Source organism: Proteobacteria bacterium CG1_02_64_396, from assembly GCA_001872725.1.
Classification (GTDB): domain Bacteria; phylum Pseudomonadota; class MNWR01; order CG1-02-64-396; family CG1-02-64-396; genus CG1-02-64-396.
Window position 1 is genome coordinate 1 of sequence record MNWR01000038.1, and the last position, 21,938, is coordinate 21,938.

Sequence of the window (21,938 nt, forward strand, 5' to 3'; positions counted from 1 at the left end):
CAAGGCTGAGGCGCAAGGCCATCTGGAAAAAGCAATGAAAGAATTGGAAAGAGACCGCCTTGCCGGGATTGCGCGACAAGTGCAGCCGATGCGCGTCAAGGCCGAAAGAGAGGCACAATCCGCCGCGCCACGCAAAACAGGAAAGGGGAAAGTATGACCAGCAAACCTGTCCCGACAATGCCGGAGGGCTACGCCGATTGGCTGGCCGATCTTAAAGGCCGCATCCATTCTGCGCAGCAACGCGCCACGCTGGCGGTCAACCGGGAGTTGGTGCTGTTGTACTGGCAGATCGGGTGCGACATTCTGGCGCGGCAAGCCAAGCAGGGGTGGGGTGCGAAGGTGATTGATCGGCTGGCGCAGGATTTGCGCGCTTCCTTTCCCGAGATGAAGGGATTTTCGCCGCGCAATCTCAAGTACATGCGCGCTTTTGCCGAGGCGTGGCCGGATGCGGAATTTGTGCAAGGGGCGCTTGCACAATTGCCCTGGTATCACCAGTTGGCGTTGCTGGACAAGCTGGCTGATCCGGAATCCCGCCGCTGGTATGCGGCCAAGGCGATAGAGCACAACTGGTCGCGCAATGTTCTGGTGATGCAGATCGAAACTCGCCTGCTGGAGCGGAGCGGCACGGCGGTCACCAATTTCGATGCCTGCCTGCCCAAGCCGCAGTCAGATCTGGCGCGTGAGTCGCTGAAAGACCCTTATCGTTTCGACTTTCTGGGGCTGTCCGAAGAAGCGCAAGAACGCGAGATCGAAAATGCGCTGGTAAAGCATGTCACCAAATTTCTGCTGGAACTGGGTGCTGGCTTTGCATTCGTCGGGCGTCAGGTGTTGCTGGATGTGGGCGGAGATGAGTTTTTCATCGACCTGCTGTTCTATCACCTGAAACTGCGCTGTTATGTGGTGATCGAGATCAAGGGAGGCAAGTTCAAGCCCGAGCATCTGGGGCAACTGGGGTTTTACATGACTGCCGTGGATCGACAAGTCAAAGACAAGCACGACAACCCAACCATTGGCCTCTTGCTGTGCAAGAGCAAAAACAAGATTGTGGCCGAATATGCCTTGGGGGATAAGACGCAGCCCATGGGCATTGCCGAATACAAATTGCTTGAATCCCTGCCGCCAGAACTGCAAAGCAGCCTGCCGAGCATCGAGCAGATCGAGGATGAGTTGCGGCTGGATATGGAATCGCCGGATGAGTGATTAGAAGAATTGTGCGCTCGCTGTGTGCACAATTGATCTGGCAACACGGTAAAGAAGAAGTAACTACCCTTTAGTAGGGGTAATAGTGAGGGTAATAACAATGAACGCAACCGCCACCATCGTTTCAAAAGTCTGGAGTTTTTGCACCACGTTGCGCGACGACGGGGTGAGTTATGGCGATTACTTGGAGCAGCTCACCTACCTGATCTTTTTGAAGATGGCGGATGAATACAGCCAGCCACCCCACAGCCGCAAGATGGCCATTCCCCAAGAATACAGTTGGCCCAGTTTGAAGCTTTTTCGCGGCGCCGAACTTGAAGTGCATTACGTGACGTTGTTGCGCGAGCTGGGCAACAAACCGGGCATGTTGGGGCAGATTTTCACCAAGGCGCAGAACAAGATTCAAGACCCGGCCAAGCTCTATCGCCTGATCGACATGGTGGACGATACCAGTTGGGTCACGCTGGGCGCCGATGTAAAGGGCGACATCTACGAGGGGCTGCTGGAGCGCAACGCGGAAGATACCAAGTCGGGGGCAGGGCAATACTTTACCCCCCGCGCTTTAATTCGTGCGATGGTGGAATGTGTACGGCCCGAACCGGGTAAAACCATTGCCGATCCAGCCTGCGGCACCGGGGGTTTTTTTCTGGCAGCCTACGACTTCCTGGTGGCAGCCCATCGAATGGACAAGGCGCAGAAGGTGTTTCTTAAACACCAGACTTTCCACGGCAATGAAATCGTGGCGGGTACCCGTCGTTTGGCCTTGATGAACATGTTTCTGCACAACATCGGCGAGATCGACGGCGACAGTTCGGTTTCATCCAACGATGCGTTGGTCGCCCCCTCCCAAACCACCTACGACTATGTGCTGGCCAATCCCCCCTTCGGCAAAAAGAGCTCGATGAGCTTCACCAACGACGAAGGTGAGCAGGAGAAGGACGAGCTGACCTACAACCGCCAGGATTTTTGGGCGACCACTTCCAATAAGCAGCTCAACTTCGTGCAGCACATCCGCACCATGCTCAAGACCACCGGACGTGCGGCGGTGGTGGTGCCGGACAACGTGTTGTTCGAGGGTGGCGCAGGCGAAACCGTGCGCAAAAAGCTGCTGGAAACCACCGAGCTGCACACCATCCTGCGCCTGCCCACCGGCATCTTTTACGCCAACGGCGTGAAGGCGAATGTGTTGTTTTTTGATAACCACGCCGCGAGCCAAGAGCCGTGGACGAAAGAGGTGTGGTTCTACGACTACCGCACCAACATTCATCACACGCTGAAAAAGAAACCGCTGCGCTTCGAGGATTTGCAGGAGTTCATTACCAGCTACAACCCGCTCAATCGCCATGAGCGCGAAGAGACATGGGATGAGGCCGCGAATCCAGAAGGGCGCTGGCGCAGATTCAGCTACGAACAGATCATCGCCCGCGACAAAACCAGCCTGGATATTTTCTGGCTGAAGGATAAGAGCCTGGCCGATCTGGATAACCTGCCCGAACCGGACGAACTAGCGCTTGAAATCATCGATAACCTTGAGGCGGGGCTGAACAGCTTTAGGGCGATTACCGCCATTCTCTAAGGAAACGCTGATTAAAGGCTCCTGCCTCTAATCAGCACGCTACGCAAAAACCAAAAGTAGGCGCCTTGAGGCGACGTGGTTTTTGCTTCGCTTTCAAAATCAGTCACTTACGCTCCTGATTTTGGCGGCCCATCCCTGGGCCGCTCGGAAGCGCGCATCAATCAGCGCTTCCCTAAGTTTTTTCAGATGCCCCACAAAGGCGGGCCCAGCAGATCGCCAAAACCTTGATCTCCGAGCGCTTGGCCGCCTGCGTGCAGGGTTCAGAACCGGTCACCAGCCACTACCGCTGGCAGGGCAAGGTCGAGCAGGCGCGGGAGTGGGTGCTGACCTGCAAAACCGCCTCGGAGCAGGTCGAGGCGTTGATCGCCCGACGGACCACCCTGCACCCCTACGACCTGCCCGAAGTCGTGGTGCTGGATGCCGATGCCTCCTCGGCCTACGCTGTCTGGGCACGGGCGGCAACGACCGACGAGCCGAACGAGGGGATGCACCCCCCTTACGCCTCCCGAAGTGGTGCAGCTCAGGGGGAACAGTCATGACCGATCAAGCCGTCCCGAACCCCGAACGCCATCCCCTCCATCTGGGCTCCCTCCTCTTGCTCGGGGTGCTCAGCACCCTGCTGTTCGCCCCTAGCATCCCGTGGGTGTTCGATTCCTGGCTGAACGCCCCCTATGACCATCAAGGCCCCTTGCTCGCCCTGCTTGCGGCAGTGATCGCCTGGCAGCTTCGCGGTCAATCCCCCCGCCCCACTTTGTGGCTCTCCACCCTGTTCACTGTGGCGGCGGTGTTGGCCACCTTGGTGGGGCAGGCGGGGGGTATTCAACTCGTTGCTTCCCTCGGGCCGCCCCTGCTGTTGATCGCCCTGCTGCGTCCCGGCCTTAAGTTCTGGCGTCAGCCGATTCTGGTGGGGATGTTGGCGTTGCTGGCGTTGCCGACCGCCCCCCTGATGCTGGGACAGATGCTGCAAAACCTGAACGCGGGCTACCTCAGCACCGGGGTGGTGGTGCTGTGGCCCCTGGCCGGAGCGCTCTTGCTCGGTGCGGCGCACCCCCGTCGGGTGCGGGGTTTTTGGATCATGCTGCTGCTGGCGTGGCCGTTGGCCCGGCTCTGCCAGGGGGCGGTGCACTGGCTTGGTGGTGGGGTGTTGTTCGGGGTGGTGGAGGGGGCGCCCGCCTTGCTGGCCCTGGTGGCGACCCTGGCTTTGCTGGTCTGGTTTGGGGGGGGACGGCGATGAATCGACCCTATTTGGCCCGCATCAACCTTATTCTGCTGGTCGGGGTGATCGCCTCCGGTTGGATGACCCTGACCGTTTCGGAATTGGCCCCCCCCGAGCTGACCCCCGAGGTCGACGCCGCCATGGTGGGGATGATCGGGAAGGATGAGACCCCCACCCCCTACGAGCTGCACAACCACGGCGCAGGTACCTTATTGGTGCGCTCCTACCGCCACGAGCCCCAGCAATCGCTGGATCCACTGCGACTGCTGTTGGTGGGGACCGGCGGCGACCGCCACCCCCATCACCCCCCCGAATACGCCTACCTAGCCCAAGGGTGGGAGGTCCTGGAGGACGGTCCTGCGGGCTGGACCCTGCCCCGTGAAGGGATGCCGATGCGGATCGTCACCGCACCCAGAGTAGGGAGCGACAAGGGATTGCTGGCCCTGTCCTGGTTTACCGACGGCTACCGGGTGGTGGGGAGCTACCGGGGGCGGGTGTTGTGGGATGTCTGGGACCGCATCCTCGGCGCTCCCCGACCTTGGGTGATGGTTCGACTTGAGATCCCGGTGGTGGTGGAGCAAGGGCGTCCTTCGCGGCTGAGTCTGACCAAAGGGGAGGCGGCGCTGCTCCCTGTGGCGGCACAGGTGCAGCGGCAGTTGACCCAGATGCTCGCTCCGTAAGGGGCGGCTTTATCCGACAAATCTTTAGAACCCTGTGTGTCAGATCACGACACCGGGGTGTCCAAAAACGTCACTCCCCCCCCGTTTCGACTCTGGCACGATTCTTTCAGAAGCCCCTGCCATCGCCTTCGGGTGTGGTGGAAATCACACTTCTAAACGCGTACCGGTTCCAGGCATTTGGTCTGCCCCCACAACCATTTCCACGGGTTGGAGGATTCACCTTCATGTTCGCCCCTCGTCTTGCTTTGTTGTCTGCCATGAATGCGCGGGCCATGTTGGCCTTCGGTTTGCTGTTGCTGGCCGTGGGCGCTCAGGCCGACGAACTGCCGGTGGCCACCCTGCAGGCCACCCCGGCCCAGATCGAAAGCCTGCCTGCCGAGGTTTCCCTCACCCTGACCATCCCGGCGAATCATCACGCCTACATGGACGAGGGGGACGACGGCCTCTACATCCCGGTCGGGGTCGATACCGACACCCTGGCGTCAGGCGGGATCGAGGCGACGGTGCTCCAGGCCCCCAAGGGGGTGCGGGACGACGAGGTGAAGGCGGTCGTGTTGCGCGGGACGGCGATCTTCAAGCTGTCGCTCGCGGCGCAACCGGGCAAGACGGTGGCGGCGGGCGACTTCGCCATCCCCGTCAACATTCAGATGTGCAACGATCGGAGCCACGTGTGTTACATGCCCGACATGGTCGAGGCCCACGTGACCCTTACCAACGCTGCCAGCAATGGCAGCGCCTCCTCTTCCGTCGCCCCCCCCATTACGGCGGAAGAGGAGGACATTCCCCTCATGACCCGGTTGACCAACCTCTATCAAGAAAACGCCCAGAACATCTGGTTTTCGTTCTTCTTGATGTTGGTCGCCGGTCTGCTCTCCACCGCCACCCCCTGCGTCTACCCGATGCTGCCGATCACCTCGGCGATCTTGATGCAGCGGGGTGGCGGCGACCGCAAAGCCGGTCTGCGCCACGCGTTGACCTACGCTGTCGGGATCATCCTCACCTACTTCCTGCTCGGGTTGATCGCCGGTCTCACCGGCGGCGCCCTCAACACCCTGATGCAGTCGGCTTGGGTCAACCTCGGTTTCGGCCTCTTCTTCGCCTTCTTCGGTTTGGCGCTGCTCGGCTTCTACGAGATGGCGATCCTGCAAGACAAGACCGGGGAGCTCGACCAGAAGAGTGAGCAGGTCGGCGGTTTGTTCGGCACCCTGATGATGGGGATGGTCGCGGGGCTGGTGATCTCCCCCTGCGTTGGCCCCATCGTCTTCGCCCTGCTCTTGCAGGTGGCCGACGCCATCGCCCAGCTTGCCAACGCGGCGGCTGCGGCCGGTCAGGTTTTGAGCTTCTGGGATCAATTCGCCATCTCCCTCAAGGGTGGCTTGATGATGGCCGGGTTCGGCGTCGGCATCGGCGTCCCCTTCTTCATCGTCGGCCTGATCAAGGTTCGTCCTCCCCGTCCCGGCACCTGGATGGAGAAGGTCAAGTACGGCTTCGGCCTGCTGATTCTCTATTTCGGTTACATCTACTTCTCGAAGGGGATGGGGGTTGCTGGGGTCGAGGAGGGGGTCACCCTGGGGATCGTGGTCGGTCTGGTCGCCCTGTGGATCGCCATCGTGCACATGAACGTCTTCGCCAAGGTCGAGGACGACGCCATGCCCCAGGACAAGCTGCGCAAGTTTGGCGGTGTGGTGGTGGGGCTGATCGGCGCCTACTACCTGGTGGCCGGATTCGCGCAATCGGGGCTGATTCTGCCCAAGCCGCAGCCGATGGTGGTGGCCGGTGCGGCGGGCGCTCAAGGCGACATCGAGGAGCACGACGGCATCCTGTGGCACCGCACCATCGAGGGTGCCCTGGCCGAGGCCAAGAAAACCGGCAAGCCGATCTTCATCGACTTCTATGCCGCCTGGTGCGCCAACTGCAAAGAGTTCGCCCACCAGGCCGGCAGCGATCCGGTGTTGCGGCAGATCTTGAACCAAGACGCGGTGCCGCTGCGTCTGGTCGATAAAGAGGCCGACTTTTTGCGCTTCCAGAACGATCCCCAGTACCGTGAGCTCAAGACGGGCCTGCCCTTCTTCGTCGTCCTCGACCCCAACGGCAACTTCGTCTGGAAGGGGACCGACTACAAGGCGGTCGCCCTGATGCGCGACGCAGTGGCTCGGGCGGCGGGGCACTGATGGCGGTTTTGCAGTGGCACGACTTTCCTTCCCTCCCTTGATGGCGGCCTTCGGGCCGCCATTTTTTTTGACGGGAAGCAGGCAACGGGGGCTGGGTTTTTGAGTCGGCTCCAGTAGTCTTGGCGTCACGATGTTGAGCCGTTTCATAGGGAGCAGGAGGTGGGGATGCAACGAGTCATGACGGTGTGGCGATGGGGGCTTGGGGTGGGGATGGGGTTGCTCACCCTACCGGCCATGGCGGCCAGTCTTTCGGGGATGGTGACCAATACCCTGTCTCAGGCGGGGGACGTTCGGGTTCTTCTGAGTCTGGATGGGGGATTCCTGGATGGGGGATTCAATCGGGGGATTACCCACAGAATCATCCCCAATCCCGATGGAAGCTACACCTTCAACCAAGTCGATGGGGGGCAGTACTTCCTTTTGGCCTTTTTGGACCGCAACCTCGACTGGCGGTTGAATATCGACGAACCGGTCGGTGTTTATCCCTTGCCTGTCACCGTGAACGTCGGCGACGCCTTAACCGGGCTCGATATCGCCATGGGTTTTGCCTATCCCACCGCCGAATCGCGCCATACCGATACCGGTTTTGGGGCCACCTTCCGGGTACGCGACCCGTTGGTGCAGTTGATCTCCGTCTCGGTTCAAGGGGGGCTGCTGCCCGCTCCGTTGCCGATGAGTTTCGATGCTGCCCGGAACCAGTGGTTGGCGGCTGCCGATTTTGGTGTCTCTCTTCCCGCTCTGCCTCAGGTCTACACCTTTCAAATGGTTTTGACCGATGGCTCCAATCAAACCCTGAGCGACGACATCAACGACTATGTCCTACCGTTTGTCGGGGGAATCTCCCCCTCCGGGGCGGTGTACGACTGGATCGACATCGCCTGGAATCCCCTCGCAGATCAGCGGATTTCGTACGGGATCAATCTGATCGATCTCGATCATGGCAGTACCCCCTTCTTCGAGGTGGCTGGATTAACAAAGACCGACAGCCCCTATTCCTATTACGGCAGCATCCCCGCCGACGGAACCCGGATCCAGAGCGAAATCCTGGCGACCCGTTACGAAAAACCCTTGGACGGCAACGTGTCGGTTTCAGGGACCACCTTCACCTACATGGGTGCTTCGAACTGGGATACCTCTTTCGGCGGCCAGGGGGGGGCGATGGGGTGTTTCCTGGGGACCCTCGAATTTTCGAGAGGAAGGCGCTGAACGATTGGGGCCAAAAGGACAAGGGGGTGCGATGGGCAAGGGGGTCCAACTATTGGGATGGGGTTTGGCGTGGATGGCTCTGGCGATGGTGCCGGTGTGGGCCGAGCCCTATTGGGGGGCGATGTTGGGCTACCAAGGGGGGGAGATCGACCACTTCGTCGAAGAGGACAGTCTTGAATATGTCGCTGGGTACAATCAGAGCCTAGACCCCCATAATCGCTCTCGCTATGCCCTGCCCCAGTATCGCAACTATTCGGCTGTGGTTCGCTGGTATCCCTTTGATTTGAAGGTTTCCCACGATGCCACCGTGGTGAACGGTCTCTACATCGGCCCCTTCGTTCGTTACACCTATGCCTACGGTCCGGCGCCGACCCGCCGAGGGTACGAGCGGTTGACCTCGCGCCGGGTTGGGGTTGGGGGAAACCTGGGATTTCGTTTGTTCTACGATCTATTCGGGGCCGATGTTTATTGGGGGGTGGGACTTTATTGGGGATACAACCTGACCGGCACCAACCCCTACGTCAAAGCCACTTACAAATTCGACAGTTACGACAATTGGTTTTTCGATATCGATCTCATCAGGGTTGGCCTTGTTTTTTAACGCGGGCGCCCCAGGCTCCCCCATCTTGAACCCATTCCCCCCATTTTTTGGAGACCTAGATGTCTGAAACAAGCGCGGCGGCTGCCTGGCAACAATTCGAACACGGTTTGGGGATGGCGGTGGCCGACAGCGCGGGCGATTCCGACATGTTCCTCTTTTTTCTGATGGCCCCCATGGCGGCGATGGTCCACGAGGGGTGGATCGGCCAAGAGGTTGGCGGCGAGGTCATCAAACTTCTGCATGCGGCCAGCCAGGGCGCCTTCGAGGAGTAAGGAACCAAAACCCCTTCATACCCACGAAGGGGCGCTTCATTGGGTGGACCGACTTTTTTTGGAGGGTGACGAACGTGATTCAGACGGCTTGCTGACGTACCGCGCGCTGCCCCTGTCGACCGTTCTCCCCTTCGGAGTCCCCCATGCCCCGTACGGTCCCCCCGCGCCTAACGGCGCACGGGGTCGCCTTCGCCCATGAAGGCCAGCCCCCCCTCTTTGCATCGCTGCACCTGACCCTCGGCGAGGCGCCGACCGCCCTGATCGGCCCCAACGGCGCGGGCAAAACCACCCTGGCCCGTTTGCTGACCGGGGAATTGCGCCCCAGTCAAGGCTCGATCACCGCCTCGGGTCGGGTCGTCTTCTTGCCCCAACATCGTCGCCCCGAGCCATGCGGCAGCGTCGCCGAGGCGCTCGGCATCGACCCGCAATGGCGTGCCTTCACCCGCATCCTGGCGGGAGAGGGGGGGCAGGACGACCTGCTGACCGTGGGCGAATGCTGGGATCTAGAGGATCAAGCCCGCGCCGCCCTGGAACGGATGGGGCTGGCCGACCTTGCCCTGGATCGCCCCGCCGCGACCCTCAGCGGCGGGGAGCAAACCCGGGTGGCGCTGGCCGGATGCCTGCTGCAAAACCCCGAACTGCTCATCCTCGACGAGCCGACCAACCATCTCGACCGGGCGGCCCGCCAGGCGGTCTATCGCCTGGTCGAAACCCAGCCCGGCCTGCTGATCATCAGCCACGACCGGGAGCTGCTGCGCCGGGTCGCCCACATCGTCGAACTCTCCCCCCTGGGGGTGCGCCACTACGGCGGCAACCTCGACCTCTATGAGCGCGAGCGTCAGTTGCAGGCCGAGGCGGCGCGGCAGCGGTTGGATCATGCCGAGCAAGAGTGGGATCGACTGCGGCGCGAGGCGCAGCAGGCCCAAGAGCGCAAGGCGCGGCGCGACGGCCGGGGCAAGCGGCAGCGGGCGCAAGGTGGGCAGGCCAAGGTGCTGCTCGATGTCATGAAGGAGCGTTCCGAACGGTCGAAGGGGCGGCTGGCGCAGCGCATCGTTCGGCAGAGCCAGGGGGTGGAGGCGCAGTGCCGTGAGGCGCAGGCCCAGGTGGCGCGGGAGGCCCCCCCCGGTTTTGAGCTGCCCACCGTGACCCTCCCCGCCGATAAGGGGGTGCTGGCCCTCGATGCGGCCGCTTACCGCCCCCCCAACGCGGCGCGGCTGGTGGTTCCTCCTCAGACGTGGCAGATGAACGGCCCGGCCCGAATCGCGATCACCGGCCCCAACGGCAGCGGCAAAACCACTTTGCTCAAGCTGTTGGCTGGACGGCTGAACCCAACCGAAGGGGTGATTCGGCGCGGCACGGCGCAAGTCGCCTACCTGGCTCAGGAACCCGAATTTGCGCAAGGGGGAACGGTGCTGGAGGTGGTGGGGTGGGCGCGCCCCGACTTGGCCGAGGGGGTGCGACGCGAGCTGCTCGCCCCCTTCTTGTTTCGAGGCGATGAGGTCGATCAAAAGGTGACGGGGCTCAGCGGTGGGGAGCGGCTGCGGCTGGCGCTGTGTTTGGCGTGGTCCAGCCCCCACCCCCCCGAACTGCTGCTCTTGGACGAGCCGACCAATCACCTCGATCTGGAGGCGCAGGCGCAACTGGAGGGGGCGCTCAGGCGCTACGCGGGGGCGCTGGTGGTGGTTTCCCACGACGAGGGGTTCTTGCAGCGGATCGGGATCAAGGGGAGGATCGAGCTGGGTTCGTTGTGATGGAGGGGAGGAGGGGCGAATGGGGCTGGATTCGGTCGAAATCGTCATGGAATTGGAGGAGCGCTTCGGGCTGGCGATCAGCGACGAGGATTGGATGAAGATCGCCACCCCCCGTCAGGCGATCGAGCTGATCGAGGATCACCTGACCATCCAGGACGATCCACCCTGCCAGACGCAGCGCGCCTTTTACCGCCTACGCCGGGTGTTGATGGGGTTATGGGGGGTCGGTCGGGGAGAAATCGAGTTGGAAACGCCGCTGCGTCGCCATGTGCGGTTTGAGGAGGAGCGGGCGTTTTGGCAGGCGCTCAAGGAGCGATTGGGGGCACGGCGCTGGCCCGAACCGGACTTATCACCCCGATGGCACTTGGTGCTTTGGGGTGGAACGGTGGCCCCTTTGATCGTAGGGCCGATCATGACGGTCGCTGCGCCCGATATTGCGGTCGCAGCGTTGATGGCAGCCGGTTTGGCCGCCATCGGCGTTCATCGAGGTCTTTCTGCTCTTCTGCGCCCGCGCCGAATTCATATCCCCACCTCTTTTCAAACCGTGCGCGACCTTGTCCCTTTTGCCGTCAGCGCAGAAGGGATTGCCTGGAGCCGGAAACAAATCGAGCAGGGGGTGAAGGAGGTGACGCTGCGGGTGCTGCACATTGAGGAGGGGCAATACGGGGTGGATTTGAGGTTCGTTGAAGATTTGGGGATGGACTGAGGGGGTCCAGTCGATTCTGAAAGGCTGGTACCCCCGGCATCGGACTTGGAGGGACGCGCTCCGGCGCGTCCTGCGCCCATCGGGCGCGGCCACGACGGAGCGTGGCCCTCCAAAAGGCCAAAACCGTCCAGCCACAGCGCTGCGTTTTTCTTAGCGCCCTTCGCAGCTTCGCGCGAGACGCTTTGGTTCTTACCCCAGCCCCAACACCTGCTTCATCGTATACCGCCCCGGCTTTTGCCCCGCCAGCCACATCGCCCCCTTGACCGCCCCGTTGGCGAAGATCGCCCGATTGGTGGCGACGTGCCCCAAGGTGATCCGCTCCCCCTCCCCCAAAAACAGCACGTCGTGCTCCCCGGCCACATCGCCGCCGCGCACGGTGGCAAAGCCGATGCTCCCCTCGGGGCGGGGGCCGGTGTGACCGTCGCGCGAACGCACGCTGTTGGTCTCAAGGTTGATCCCCCGCCCCTCGGCGGCGGCTTGACCCAGCGCCAGGGCGGTGCCGCTGGGGGCGTCGACCTTGTGGCGGTGGTGGGCCTCGACGATCTCGATGTCGAAGTCCGCATCTAGGGTGGCGGCCGCTTGGCGCACCAGCTCGACCAACACGTTGACCCCGAGCGAGGTGTTGGCCGCTTGCAGCACCGCGATCTTCTCACCCGCCGCGTCGATCAAGGCATGGTCTTCGGCTGAAAGGCCGGTGGTGCCGATCAACAGTGCCGTGCCGTGGCGGACGGCGGCATCGAGGGAAAGTCGGGTCGATTCGGGCAATGAGAAGTCGATGACCACGTCGCAGACCGCAAACAGCGCCTCCCGGTCGGTCCCGACCGCAATGCCCAGGTTGCCGATCCCGGCCAGGGCGCCCATGTCGCTGCCTAGGGCGGCGTTGCCTTCGTATTCAAGCGCCCCCCCCAGGGTGGCGGTGGGGGTGCGTTGAATGGCGGCGGCGATCAGCCGTCCCATCCGTCCGGCGGCGCCGACAATGCCGATGGTGGTCATGGTTTCTCCCAGAAAATCAGGCGTTTTGAGAAAGTCGTTGGATCCAGCCCTGGTAATCGGCCACCGCCGAGGCGAGCGCCTGTTCTTTTTCGGGGGCGAGAGGCAAGCCGGGGATGTTGGCGATGCCGCCGACATGCCAATGGGGCTGCCATGCCATCTGACAGAGGCTGGCCATCGCTTGCAGCGGACGCAACAACTCCTCGATGGTGTAGCGATTGCGGCCCTGCTCTGCGTAGGTTTCGGCCGGTCCCCCCGAGGTCAGCGCCACCGCGAATTTCTTTCCCATGAGTTTGTCGCCCCCCGGTCCGTAGGCAAAACCGAACCCCAGCACCAGGTCTTGCCAGTGCTTGAAGATGGCGGGGGTCGAGTACCAGTAAAAGGGGGTTTGCAGCACCACGGTGTCATGGGCCACCAGCAACGCCTGCTCGCGGGCCACGTCGATGGCGAAGTCGGGATAGGCCGCCGCCAAGCGGTGCAGTGTCACCCCCGGCAGCCCCGTGATCGCCGCGGCCATTTGCCGGTTGAGCACCGAAGGGGGGAAATCGGGATGGGCGTAGAGGATCAGGGTTTGGGACATGGGCGATCCGGTGGGGGCGGGTGGATGGGGGTGCATGGTGGATGTGCTGCGCATCCACCCTACGACAAGGGACCGAGAGGGGGGTGGATACGCCCAGCGCATCCACCCCCCTCTTGAGCCGCGCCCCTCAAATCTTGTCGAACCAGTTCTTTACCGAGTCCCAAAAACCGCTGCTTTGAGGATGGTGTTCCTGGCCCGAAACGGCGGCGAATTGGCGCAGCAGATCTTTCTGCTGCTCGCTCAGATTCACCGGCACCTCAATCTTGACCCGCACCAGCAAATCGCCGGTGGCCCCCGAGCGGCGATCAAAGATTCCCTTGCCGCGCAGCCGGAACATCCGGCCGTTTTGCGTTCCGGCGGGAATCTTGATCTTGGCCCGTCCCCCCAGGGTGGGGATCTCGGCCTCGGCCCCCAAGGCGGCTTCGGTGAACGAGATGGGGACTTCACACAGCAGGTGGGGCCCCTCCCGGTCGAAGATCGGGTGCTCCTTGAGGTGCAGCACGATGTAGAGATCGCCCGAGGGGGCGCCGTGTAGCCCCGGCTCGCCGTGGCCGCTCAGGCGGATGCGAGTCCCCTCGTCGGCCCCTTTGGGAACCGTGATTTTGAGCTTCTTGGGCCGTCGTAACCGCCCCTGGCCGTGGCAAGTGCTGCAAGGCTCGGGGATGATCGTCCCGGTGCCCTCACACTGCGGGCAGGGGCGGCTGACGGTGAAGAATCCCTGCTGCATGCGGACCTGACCCCGGCCATGGCAGGTGGTGCAGGTGATGGGGGAGGTGCCCGGTTTGGCGCCGCTGCCGTCGCAGACGTCGCAGGCGACGATGGCGGGGATCTCGATCTCGATGGTTTTCCCTTCGGCGATCTCCTCCAGCGCGACCTCAAGGTCGTAGCGCAGGTCGGAACCGGCATTGTGGCTCTGCCGCTGCCCCCCACGACCACCACCTCCGCCACCGAAGATGTCGCCGAAGATGTCGCCAAAGGCGTCGGCAAAACCGCCGAAGTCGCCGGTCGAAAAACCCCCCGGACCCCCCGCGCCGGCGCCGTTCAATCCGGCATGGCCGTACTGATCGTAAACCGCCCGCTTCTGACTGTCGGAGAGGACCTCGTAGGCCTCGTTGATCTCTTTAAATTTGGCCTCGGCCTCGGCATTCCCGGCGTTGCGGTCGGGATGGTGCTCCTTGGCCATCTTGCGGTAGGCCTTCTTGATTTCGGCATCCTGGGCGTTCTTGTGAACCCCAAGGACCTCGTAGTAATCGCGTTTGGACATGGTCCGGGTTGCTCCTGGGCCGGAAGCGCAAACCGCCGCATGACGCGGCGGCGGCTTGGGCGACCTATAAGTCCCATAGGTCTTATAGGTCTTATTGGTCCTATGGGACCGGTGATCGAAGGAATAAGCAATCGCGCCGGGGCGGCGCTCCTACAAAAGAAGCGCCGCCTTCGCCGGCCGATTATTTCTTCTTGTCGTCCTTCACCTCTTCGAACTCGGCGTCGACCACATCGTCGCCCCCCTGGTTGCCAGCAGGTTGCTCGTGCCCGCCGGGGGCGCCGCCCTCTTGCTGTGCCTTGGCGGCGGCCGCTTGGTACAGCGCTTGGGCCGCTTGGGTCAGGGCGTTCATCTTGGCCTCGATGGCGCCTTGATCTTCACCCTCCATCGCGGTTTTGAGTTCGGCAATGGCGGCCTGGATGGGCGCTTTTTGCTCATCAGGTAGGGCGGCTCCCTCCTCTTTGAGCGCCTTTTCGACGGTGTAGACCAGGTTGTCGGCCTGATTGCGGGTTTCGATCATCGCCTTGCGCTTGTGGTCCTCCTCGGCGTGGGCCTCGGCATCTTTGACCATGCGCTCGATCTCGTCTTCGCTCAGGCCCGAGCTTGCGGTAATGCGGATCGACTGCTCCTTGCCGGTCTTCTGATCCTTGGCCGAGACGTGGACGATGCCGTTGGCGTCGATGTCGAAGGTGACCTCGATCTGGGGCATGCCGCGCGGGGCGGGCTCGATTCCCATCAGGTCGAAGCGGCCCAGCAGCTTGTTGTCGCGGGCCATTTCGCGCTCGCCCTGGAAGACTTGAATCGTCACCGCGTTCTGGTTGTCTTCGGCGGTCGAGAAGGTCTGGCTCTTCTTGCTCGGGATGGTGGTGTTGCGCTCGATGATCTTGGTGAAGACCCCACCCAAGGTCTCGATCCCCAGCGACAGTGGGGTGACGTCGAGCAGCAGCACGTCTTTCACATCGCCGGTGAGCACACCGCCCTGAATCGCGGCGCCGATGGCGACCACCTCGTCGGGGTTCACCCCGCGGTGGGGCTCCTTGCCGAAGTGGTTCTTCACCCGCTCCTGCACCTTGGGCATACGGGTCATGCCGCCGACCAGCACCACCTCGTCGATGTCGGAGGCTTTGACCTCACCATCCTTCATCGCCTTGTTGCAGGGTTCGATGGTGCGGTTGATGAGGTCTTCAACCAGCTGCTCCAACTTGGCCCGGGTCAGCTTCATGTTCAGATGCTTGGGGCCGGTGGCGTCGGCGGTGATGAAGGGGAGGTTGATGTCGGTCTGCTGCGAGCTCGAAAGCTCTTTCTTGGCGTTCTCGGCCGCTTCGCGCAGGCGCTGCAATGCCATGCGGTCGGCCCGCAGATCGATGCCGTTCTCTTTCTTGAATTCGTCGGCCAGGTAGGCCAGAACCCGCTCGTCGAAGTCCTCGCCGCCCAAGAAGGTGTCGCCGTTGGTCGCTTGAACCTCGATCACCCCGTCGCCGATCTCCAGCACCGAGATGTCGAAGGTGCCGCCGCCCAGGTCGTAGACCGCAATCTTCTCGTCGCTCTTCTTGTCGAGGCCGTAGGCCAGCGATGCGGCGGTTGGCTCGTTGATGATCCGCTTCACATCGAGACCGGCGATGCGCCCGGCGTCCTTGGTCGCCTGACGCTGGGCGTCGTTGAAGTAGGCGGGCACGGTAATCACCGCCTCGGTGACCGTCTCGCCCAGGTAGGTCTCGGCATCCTTCTTCAGCTTGGCCAGGATCTTGGCCGAGATCTCGGCGGGGGCGTATTTCTTGCCCGACACCTCGACCCAGGCATCGCCGTTGTCGGCGGCCACGATGTGGTAGGGGACGTGGTCCTTCATCTTTTGCACGGCCGGATCGTCGAAGCGGCGACCGATCAGACGTTTGACCGCAAAGATGGTGTTTTCGGGGTTGGTCACCGCTTGCCGCTTGGCCAGCTCGCCGACCAGCACCTCGCCGTCGCCAGAAAACCCGACGATGGAGGGGGTGGTGTTACGACCTTCGGCGTTGGGGATGACCTTGGTGTCTTTCCCCTCCATGACGGCCACGCAGGAGTTGGTGGTGCCCAGATCGATGCCGATGATTTTGCCCATGGTGTGCGCTCCTTAAAGAAACGAAAAACGTTGGTTTTGACGTAGGTTGACTTATTCGGTGGCTGCCGGTTGCGGTCCCAAAGAGACCATCACCATCGCCGGACGCAGGATCCGGGTGTTGATGCGGTAGCCGGGGGCCATTTGGACGGCGACGAACCCCTGGGCGATCTCTTCGCTGTGGCTCTGCCCGACCGCTTGATGCTCGCGAGGATCGAAGGGTTTACCCGCCGCCTCGATCCGCTCGACGCCGTGCCGTCCCAGAATCTGCAAGAACTGCTGCAAGGTCAGATCAACCCCCTCGCGGATCGGTTTGACCGCCTCGTCGTCGCCGGCGTGGTTGAGCGCCAATTCTAAATGGTCGATCACGCTGAGCACGTCGCCGGCGAATTTTTCGACCGCGTACCGTTGGGTCTCTTCTTTTTCGCGGGCGACGCGGCGACGCAGGTTTTCCATCTCGGCCAGGGTGCGCAGCACCCGTTCCTCTTGCTCTTTGATCTGGGCCTGAAGCTGGGCGACCTCGTCCACGGGGGGTGCCTCCTCCTGGGCTGTGGTGACCTCCGGGGTTTGCGCCTCGGCGGCGGTGTCTTCCTGGCGTGGGCTCTCGTGTTCGGCGGTCATGCGTTCCTCGTTCATGTCGGATGGGTGAAAAATGGCGGCGGCCGGGGGTTGGGCGGGGAGGACCCGACCGCCGCGCCAAGGTTAAGTAGGGCGTAGCGGGTGGGCGTCAAGGCTTACGCGTCGTCCCCGACTCCCCCCCTTGGATTTGAGTCATAAAGGCCCCCAGCAGCTTGGCGGTGGCATCGACGATGGGGACCACCCTCGGGAAGTCGAGCCGCGCCGGACCGATCACCGCCACCGCCCCCATCACCTTGCCCTGCACCGAGTAGGGGGCGCAGATGGCCGAGATGCCCAGCGATTCGGCCACCGGGTGCTCCCGACCGATGAAGATCTTCACCCCCGGCGCAACGATGGCGTCCTCAAGCAGGCTGGCCAGACGGCGGCGATCCTCGATGGCCCCCAGCAAGCTGCGCAGCCGGGCCGGGTCGCTCAATTCGGGGTATTCCAAAAGCTGGCTGCTCCCCTCCAAGAAGAGCCCCCGCTCATGGTCGGAAATCCCGATCAGTGCCTCGGTCAGATCGTCGATCCGCTGTTTGTCGGCGCTGAGCTCTAGCAATAGCTCTTGGCGAATCTCAATCAGGGTGCGGCCCGAAAAGCGCTCGTTCAGGCGGCGGGCCATGGTGTCGAGATCGCTCTGACTCCATCCCTCCCGGTTGATGAGCATTCGGTTCTCGACCAGCCCCGAGCGGCTCACCAGCACCATCAGCAGTCGCTCGGAGGACAGCCGCACAAATTCGAGCTGATGAAAGACCCGGTCGTCACTGCGGGGGGCCGAGACGATGCTTGCGCCGCCCGAAAGGGCCGAAAGCTGCCGACCGACCTCTCCCATCGATTCCTGCACGTTCCAGCCGAAATGGCCCAGCGCCTGTTGCAACCGAGTGAGCTGGGTTTCGGCGACCGGGGTCAGGGTCATCAGGGAGTCGACGAAATAGCGCAGCCCCAGATCGGTGGGGATGCGCCCGGCCGAGGTGTGGGGCGCGGCCAGCAATCCGATCGCTTCAAGATCGGACATGACGTTGCGGATCGAGGCGGGTGAAAGCCCCAGCCCCCCCGGCGCGCGGGAGAGGGTGCGCGATCCGACCGGTTGGCCGGTCTGGATGTGCTCCTCGACGACCGCATGCAGGATCGCCTCTTGCCGGGGATTAAGCACTGCCATGAAGCCGGTTTTCCTCGATAAATATTGATGTTTTTCTGCCAGGGGCGCCGAATGTTAGCACTTCAAAGGCAAGAGTGCCGATTTTCGTGGCGGCAGGGTGGGCACCCCTATTGTTGGTCGTTTCGGCATTGCTCCGTTGCAGGGTACACTGGGCCACCATCCGACTTTTCAAGGGGTTTTTATGTCCACCACCCATTTCGGTTTTCGCGAAGTTCCGGTCCAAGAAAAGGTCGACCATGTCCGCAAGGTCTTTGAATCGGTCGCCCCCAAATACGATCTGATGAACGACCTGATGAGCGGCGGGGTGCACCGGCTCTGGAAACGCTACACCGTGGCCCGCGCCCGCTTTCCCAAAGGGGGGATCGCCCTCGATGTCGGGGGGGGGACCGGCGATTTGGCCCTGCTGTTGCGGGCCAAGGGGGGGGATCATGCCAAGGTGGTGGTCTACGACATCAACCACGAGATGCTCAAAGTGGGGCGCGACCGGGTGGTCGACAAGGGGCACCTGCACGACATCGAGTTCTGCCAGGGGGACGCCGAAACCATCGCCCTGCCCGACGATAGCTTCGATGTGGTCACCATCGGTTTTTGCCTGCGCAACGTCACCACCCCGCTCAACGCCCTGAAAGAGATGCACCGGGTGCTCAAGCCGGGGGGGCAGTTCCTCTGTTTAGAGTTCTCTAAGCCGGTCCTGCCGGTGCTCGACAAGCTCTACGATCTGTACTCCTTCAACGCCATCCCCAAAATCGGGGAGCTCATCACCGGCGACCGCGATTCCTACCAGTACCTGGTCGAGTCGATCCGCCGCTTCCCCCCCCAGGCCGAATTGGGGGCGATGATGGAACAGGCCGGTTTCTTCCACGTCACCTGGGAAAACCTGACCGGTGGCGTGGCCGCCCTTCATGTGGGCTATAAGATCTAAGAATCGGGATTCCCCATGCTGATTAACCCCCTGGCCGTCCCCTTCACCCTGATGCCCCCCACCGCTCAGGCGTTGATGCTCGGCACCGTGCTGCGGTTGCTGCGGCAAAAACAGCCCCAGCTCTTCAACGGCTTCGACGCCATGGCCGGAACCAGCATGTTGGTCCGCTTCACCGATCTAGACCGTCACCTCTTCATCGTCTTCGAGACCGGCGCCATTGGGGTCCACCCCGAGGGCAATCGCCCCGCCGACATCGTGCTGTCGGGGAGCATGGACGCCCTGCTGACGATGGCGATGGGGGGCGATCCCGAGGCGATGCTGCTGGCGGGAAAAATCAAGCTGGAGGGGCCGACCGACCTTTCGATCACCCTTAAAAAGACCTTCGAGGCGGTGAATCCCGACTGGGAGGCGCTGCTCGGCCCCATGCTCACCCGCACCGTGGTGCGCCGCCTGCTGGCCATCGTGGGCAGGGTGCGCCAAGAGGTCGCCAAGATTGACGTTGCCGCCGAGACGAAAATCCGCACCCACTTGGAGCGCATCGCCGCCACCCGCGGCGAGGTCGAAACCTGGCGGATCGAGGTGATGACCCTGCTGCCCAAGGTCGACCACCTCGACCGGCGATTGGCCGAACTGGAGCGGCAATCGGGTGGCCGAAAGGTGGCGCCGTGAGGCCGCATGCCAGCCCCTTCGCCCCTGAGAGGGGTCAAATCGTGAGGTTCGGGGGCTAAGATGTTCCACACCCTGCGCATCATGCTGCGGCTGTTGCAGATCACCCGGGTGTTGGTGGCCCACGGTTTGGACGAGCTGGCCGACCGCATCCACCTGTTCCGCCTCTACGTCTGGATCGTCCGCCCCCTGCGCCGCAGCAAACCGCAAGCAACCTCCCCTGCCCGCTTTGTGCAGGCGCTGCTCGACCTGGGGCCAACCTTCATCAAGCTGGGGCAGGCCCTTTCGACCCGCGCCGACATGCTTCCCGAGGATTGGGTGGGGGAGCTTTCCCGCCTGCAGGACGAGGTCCCCCCCGAACCCTTCAAGTCGATCCGACCCATCCTCGAAGAGGATCTCCACGCCCCGCTTGAAGAGGTGTTCCCCACCTTCGAGCAGACCGCCGCCGCCTCGGCCTCCATCGCCCAGGTTCACCGCGCCGTCACCCGCGATGGGCGGGAGGTGGCGGTCAAGGTGCGTCGACCCAAGGTGGTGGCCCAGTTCAAGGCCGACATCGAGGTGATGGAGGTGATCGCCCGGCTGATCGACCGCTACTGGATCGAGGCCCGCCGCTTCCGCCCCATGGATGTGGTGGCCGAGTTCGAGCGCACCTCGATGAGCGAGATCGACCTGATGCGCGAGGCGGCTCATGCCTCAAGGTTGGCCGAGCGCTTTCGGGACGATCCCGATTTTCGGGTGCCCCAGGTTTATTGGGATTTGTGCTCCAGCCGGGTGCTGGTGCTCGAATGGATGGGGGGGATCATCCCCATCGACGAGACCGAGCGGATCAAGGCGGCGGGGATCGACGTCCACCGTTTGTCGCAGATCGCCACCGAGGTCTTCTTTAAGCAGGTCTTTCGCGACGGCTTTTTTCATGCCGACATGCACGCCGGCAACGTTTTCGTCGACGCCGCCGGACGGGTGGTGGCGCTCGATTTCGGTATCGTCGGCACGGTCGACGAGGCGACCCGGCGCAACCTGGCCGGGATGCTCACCGCCCTGGTGCGCAAGGACTACCACAAAGCGGCGGTCCTGCATTTAGAGGCGGGGTTCATCGACGAGACGGTCAACATCGTTGAATTCGAGCAGGCGCTGCGGGCCATCGCCGAGCCGATTTTCGACAAGCCTTTGAGGGAGATCTCCATCGGCGATTTGCTGCAACGGATGCTACGCACCACCCATGCCTTCCATATGCAGCTTCAGCCGCAACTGATTTTGCTGCAAAAGACGATGGTGGCGGTCGAGGGGCTCGGACGCAGGCTCGACCCCGACCTCAATGTCTGGGAGGTCGCCCGCCCCTGGGCCGAACGCTGGATGGCCGAGCAGATGGCCCCCAAAAAGCTGGCCGAAAAGGGGTTCGAAAAGGGGGAGGCGGCGCTCAAGGCGCTGGTCGATTTGCCCGAAACCCTGCATTCCCTGGGACGGGCGGCGCTGCACGGCAAAATCGTCGCCACCAATCGCATCCCCGAGCTCCTTCCCATCCGTCGCTCCATCGACCGGGCGGGGCAGGGGGTGGTGACGGTGATCGCCTCCACCGCCTTGCTGGTGGGGGGGGCGCAGCAGGAGGCGACCTTCCTGGGGCAACACTGGATGGTCTGGATGGGTTTGGGGGGTCTGGTCGTGGCGCTGTGGATTGTCTTCAGGCCCGGCGCCCTGTTTTTGGAACGAGAGGATTAACCGCGTGAAGCATGTACAACGGGTGGCTTTTTTTCTGTTGTTGGCGCTGTGGCTGCCCTTAAGCGCTCAGGCCTTCGAGATTTTCGCCCCGACCCTAAGCCCCGGTGGGTTGATTCCCGAGGAGTACACCTGCGAGGGGATGGATCGATCCCCCCCCATCGGCTGGAAGGACCTGCCCGAGGGGACTGGATCGCTGGTGTTGGTGATGGAGGATCTCGATGCTCCCCAAGGGGCGTTCGTCCACTGGATCATCTACGGCATGCTCCCCAGCCAACCGGCGCTCGAAAAGGGGGTGGTGCAGATCCCCAGCCTTGAGGGGTATGTGCGCCAGGGGCCCAACGACTTCAACCGCATCGGCTACAACGGCCCCTGCCCCCCCAAGGGGGATGCTCCCCATCACTACCGTTTGAGGTTGCTGGCGCTCGACTTCGAGCTCAAGAGCCCCCCCAAGGTCGACTGGCCCGGCATTCAGCGGGCGATGGCCGGGGGGGTGATCGGCGAGGCGACCTTAGAGGTCCGTTTCGGTCGGTAAGCGGTCGTTTCCCCTTTCTT

The 21,938-nt window shown here is 62.7% G+C and carries 20 protein-coding genes and 1 pseudogene; 15 read left to right on the forward strand and 6 right to left on the reverse strand.

Annotation, left to right across the window (positions count from 1 at the left end):
- The first annotated feature begins 153 nt into the window (after positions 1-153).
- From AUJ55_04715 to AUJ55_04765, 11 genes and pseudogenes are all read left to right on the forward strand, one after another.
- On the forward strand, positions 154-1,200 hold the full coding sequence (locus AUJ55_04715; GenBank protein ID OIO58589.1) for a hypothetical protein: 1,047 nt from the start codon (positions 154-156) through the stop codon (positions 1,198-1,200).
- Positions 1,201-1,300: 100 nt separating this feature from the next.
- Positions 1,301-2,776, forward strand: coding sequence for a DNA methyltransferase (locus AUJ55_04720; GenBank protein ID OIO58590.1), 1,476 nt, complete (start codon positions 1,301-1,303; stop codon positions 2,774-2,776).
- Between the two features lie 203 nt (positions 2,777-2,979).
- Positions 2,980-3,315: pseudogene (locus tag AUJ55_04725) on the forward strand (hypothetical protein).
- On the forward strand, positions 3,312-4,010 hold the full coding sequence (locus tag AUJ55_04730) for a hypothetical protein (protein ID OIO58591.1): 699 nt from the start codon (positions 3,312-3,314) through the stop codon (positions 4,008-4,010). The pseudogene AUJ55_04725 and the gene AUJ55_04730 overlap by 4 nt, the downstream one beginning before the upstream one ends.
- Positions 4,007-4,672 carry a hypothetical protein gene (locus AUJ55_04735; protein ID OIO58592.1) on the forward strand — a complete coding sequence of 222 codons (666 nt, stop codon included), beginning with the start codon at positions 4,007-4,009 and terminating at the stop codon, positions 4,670-4,672. Before AUJ55_04730 ends, AUJ55_04735 begins: the two co-directional genes overlap by 4 nt.
- Before the next feature lie 257 nt (positions 4,673-4,929).
- Positions 4,930-6,843, forward strand: coding sequence for a hypothetical protein (locus AUJ55_04740; GenBank protein OIO58611.1), 1,914 nt, complete (start codon positions 4,930-4,932; stop codon positions 6,841-6,843).
- A 165-nt stretch (positions 6,844-7,008) separates the two neighbouring features.
- Positions 7,009-8,049 carry a hypothetical protein gene (locus AUJ55_04745; GenBank protein OIO58593.1) on the forward strand — a complete coding sequence of 347 codons (1,041 nt, stop codon included), beginning with the start codon at positions 7,009-7,011 and terminating at the stop codon, positions 8,047-8,049.
- 31 nt (positions 8,050-8,080) lie between these two features.
- A complete protein-coding gene (locus AUJ55_04750) occupies positions 8,081-8,650 on the forward strand; it encodes a hypothetical protein (protein ID OIO58594.1) in 570 nt (189 codons plus the stop codon).
- Between the two features lie 59 nt (positions 8,651-8,709).
- Positions 8,710-8,922 carry a hypothetical protein gene (locus AUJ55_04755; GenBank protein ID OIO58595.1) on the forward strand — a complete coding sequence of 71 codons (213 nt, stop codon included), beginning with the start codon at positions 8,710-8,712 and terminating at the stop codon, positions 8,920-8,922.
- Positions 8,923-9,146: 224 nt separating this feature from the next.
- Positions 9,147-10,673, forward strand: coding sequence for a hypothetical protein (locus AUJ55_04760; GenBank protein OIO58612.1), 1,527 nt, complete (start codon positions 9,147-9,149; stop codon positions 10,671-10,673).
- A gap of 19 nt (positions 10,674-10,692) precedes the next feature.
- Positions 10,693-11,379 carry a hypothetical protein gene (locus tag AUJ55_04765; GenBank protein ID OIO58596.1) on the forward strand — a complete coding sequence of 229 codons (687 nt, stop codon included), beginning with the start codon at positions 10,693-10,695 and terminating at the stop codon, positions 11,377-11,379.
- A gap of 189 nt (positions 11,380-11,568) precedes the next feature.
- Here AUJ55_04765 and AUJ55_04770 read toward each other — a convergent pair whose 3' ends face one another.
- From AUJ55_04770 to AUJ55_04795, 6 genes are all read right to left on the reverse strand, one after another.
- A complete protein-coding gene (locus AUJ55_04770; protein ID OIO58597.1) occupies positions 11,569-12,372 on the reverse strand; it encodes a 4-hydroxy-tetrahydrodipicolinate reductase in 804 nt (267 codons plus the stop codon).
- A gap of 16 nt (positions 12,373-12,388) precedes the next feature.
- Positions 12,389-12,949, reverse strand: coding sequence for a hypothetical protein (locus tag AUJ55_04775; protein ID OIO58598.1), 561 nt, complete (start codon positions 12,947-12,949; stop codon positions 12,389-12,391).
- A 127-nt stretch (positions 12,950-13,076) separates the two neighbouring features.
- Positions 13,077-14,213: a molecular chaperone DnaJ gene (locus tag AUJ55_04780; GenBank protein OIO58599.1), complete on the reverse strand. Its 1,137-nt coding sequence runs from the start codon at positions 14,211-14,213 to the stop codon at positions 13,077-13,079.
- Between the two features lie 181 nt (positions 14,214-14,394).
- Positions 14,395-16,308 (reverse strand): molecular chaperone DnaK, encoded by a 1,914-nt coding sequence (locus AUJ55_04785; GenBank protein ID OIO58600.1) that lies wholly within the window; start codon positions 16,306-16,308, stop codon positions 14,395-14,397.
- Between the two features lie 51 nt (positions 16,309-16,359).
- A complete protein-coding gene (locus AUJ55_04790) occupies positions 16,360-16,926 on the reverse strand; it encodes a nucleotide exchange factor GrpE (protein OIO58601.1) in 567 nt (188 codons plus the stop codon).
- Between the two features lie 106 nt (positions 16,927-17,032).
- A complete protein-coding gene (locus AUJ55_04795) occupies positions 17,033-18,082 on the reverse strand; it encodes a heat-inducible transcription repressor HrcA (GenBank protein OIO58602.1) in 1,050 nt (349 codons plus the stop codon).
- Between the two features lie 181 nt (positions 18,083-18,263).
- Between AUJ55_04795 and AUJ55_04800 the strand changes: the two genes are divergently transcribed.
- The 4 genes from AUJ55_04800 to AUJ55_04815 are packed head-to-tail and all read left to right on the forward strand — an operon-like array spanning position 18,264 to position 21,918.
- The gene (locus AUJ55_04800) at positions 18,264-19,004 is read left to right on the forward strand and encodes a bifunctional demethylmenaquinone methyltransferase/2-methoxy-6-polyprenyl-1,4-benzoquinol methylase (protein ID OIO58603.1); all 741 of its coding nucleotides are present in this window, start codon (positions 18,264-18,266) and stop codon (positions 19,002-19,004) included.
- Between the two features lie 15 nt (positions 19,005-19,019).
- A complete protein-coding gene (locus tag AUJ55_04805) occupies positions 19,020-19,673 on the forward strand; it encodes a hypothetical protein (protein ID OIO58604.1) in 654 nt (217 codons plus the stop codon).
- A 60-nt stretch (positions 19,674-19,733) separates the two neighbouring features.
- Positions 19,734-21,386 (forward strand): 2-polyprenylphenol 6-hydroxylase, encoded by a 1,653-nt coding sequence (locus AUJ55_04810; protein OIO58605.1) that lies wholly within the window; start codon positions 19,734-19,736, stop codon positions 21,384-21,386.
- A 52-nt stretch (positions 21,387-21,438) separates the two neighbouring features.
- Complete coding sequence (locus tag AUJ55_04815; GenBank protein OIO58613.1) at positions 21,439-21,918, forward strand: hypothetical protein; 480 nt, start codon at positions 21,439-21,441, stop codon at positions 21,916-21,918.
- Positions 21,919-21,938 lie beyond the last annotated feature (20 nt).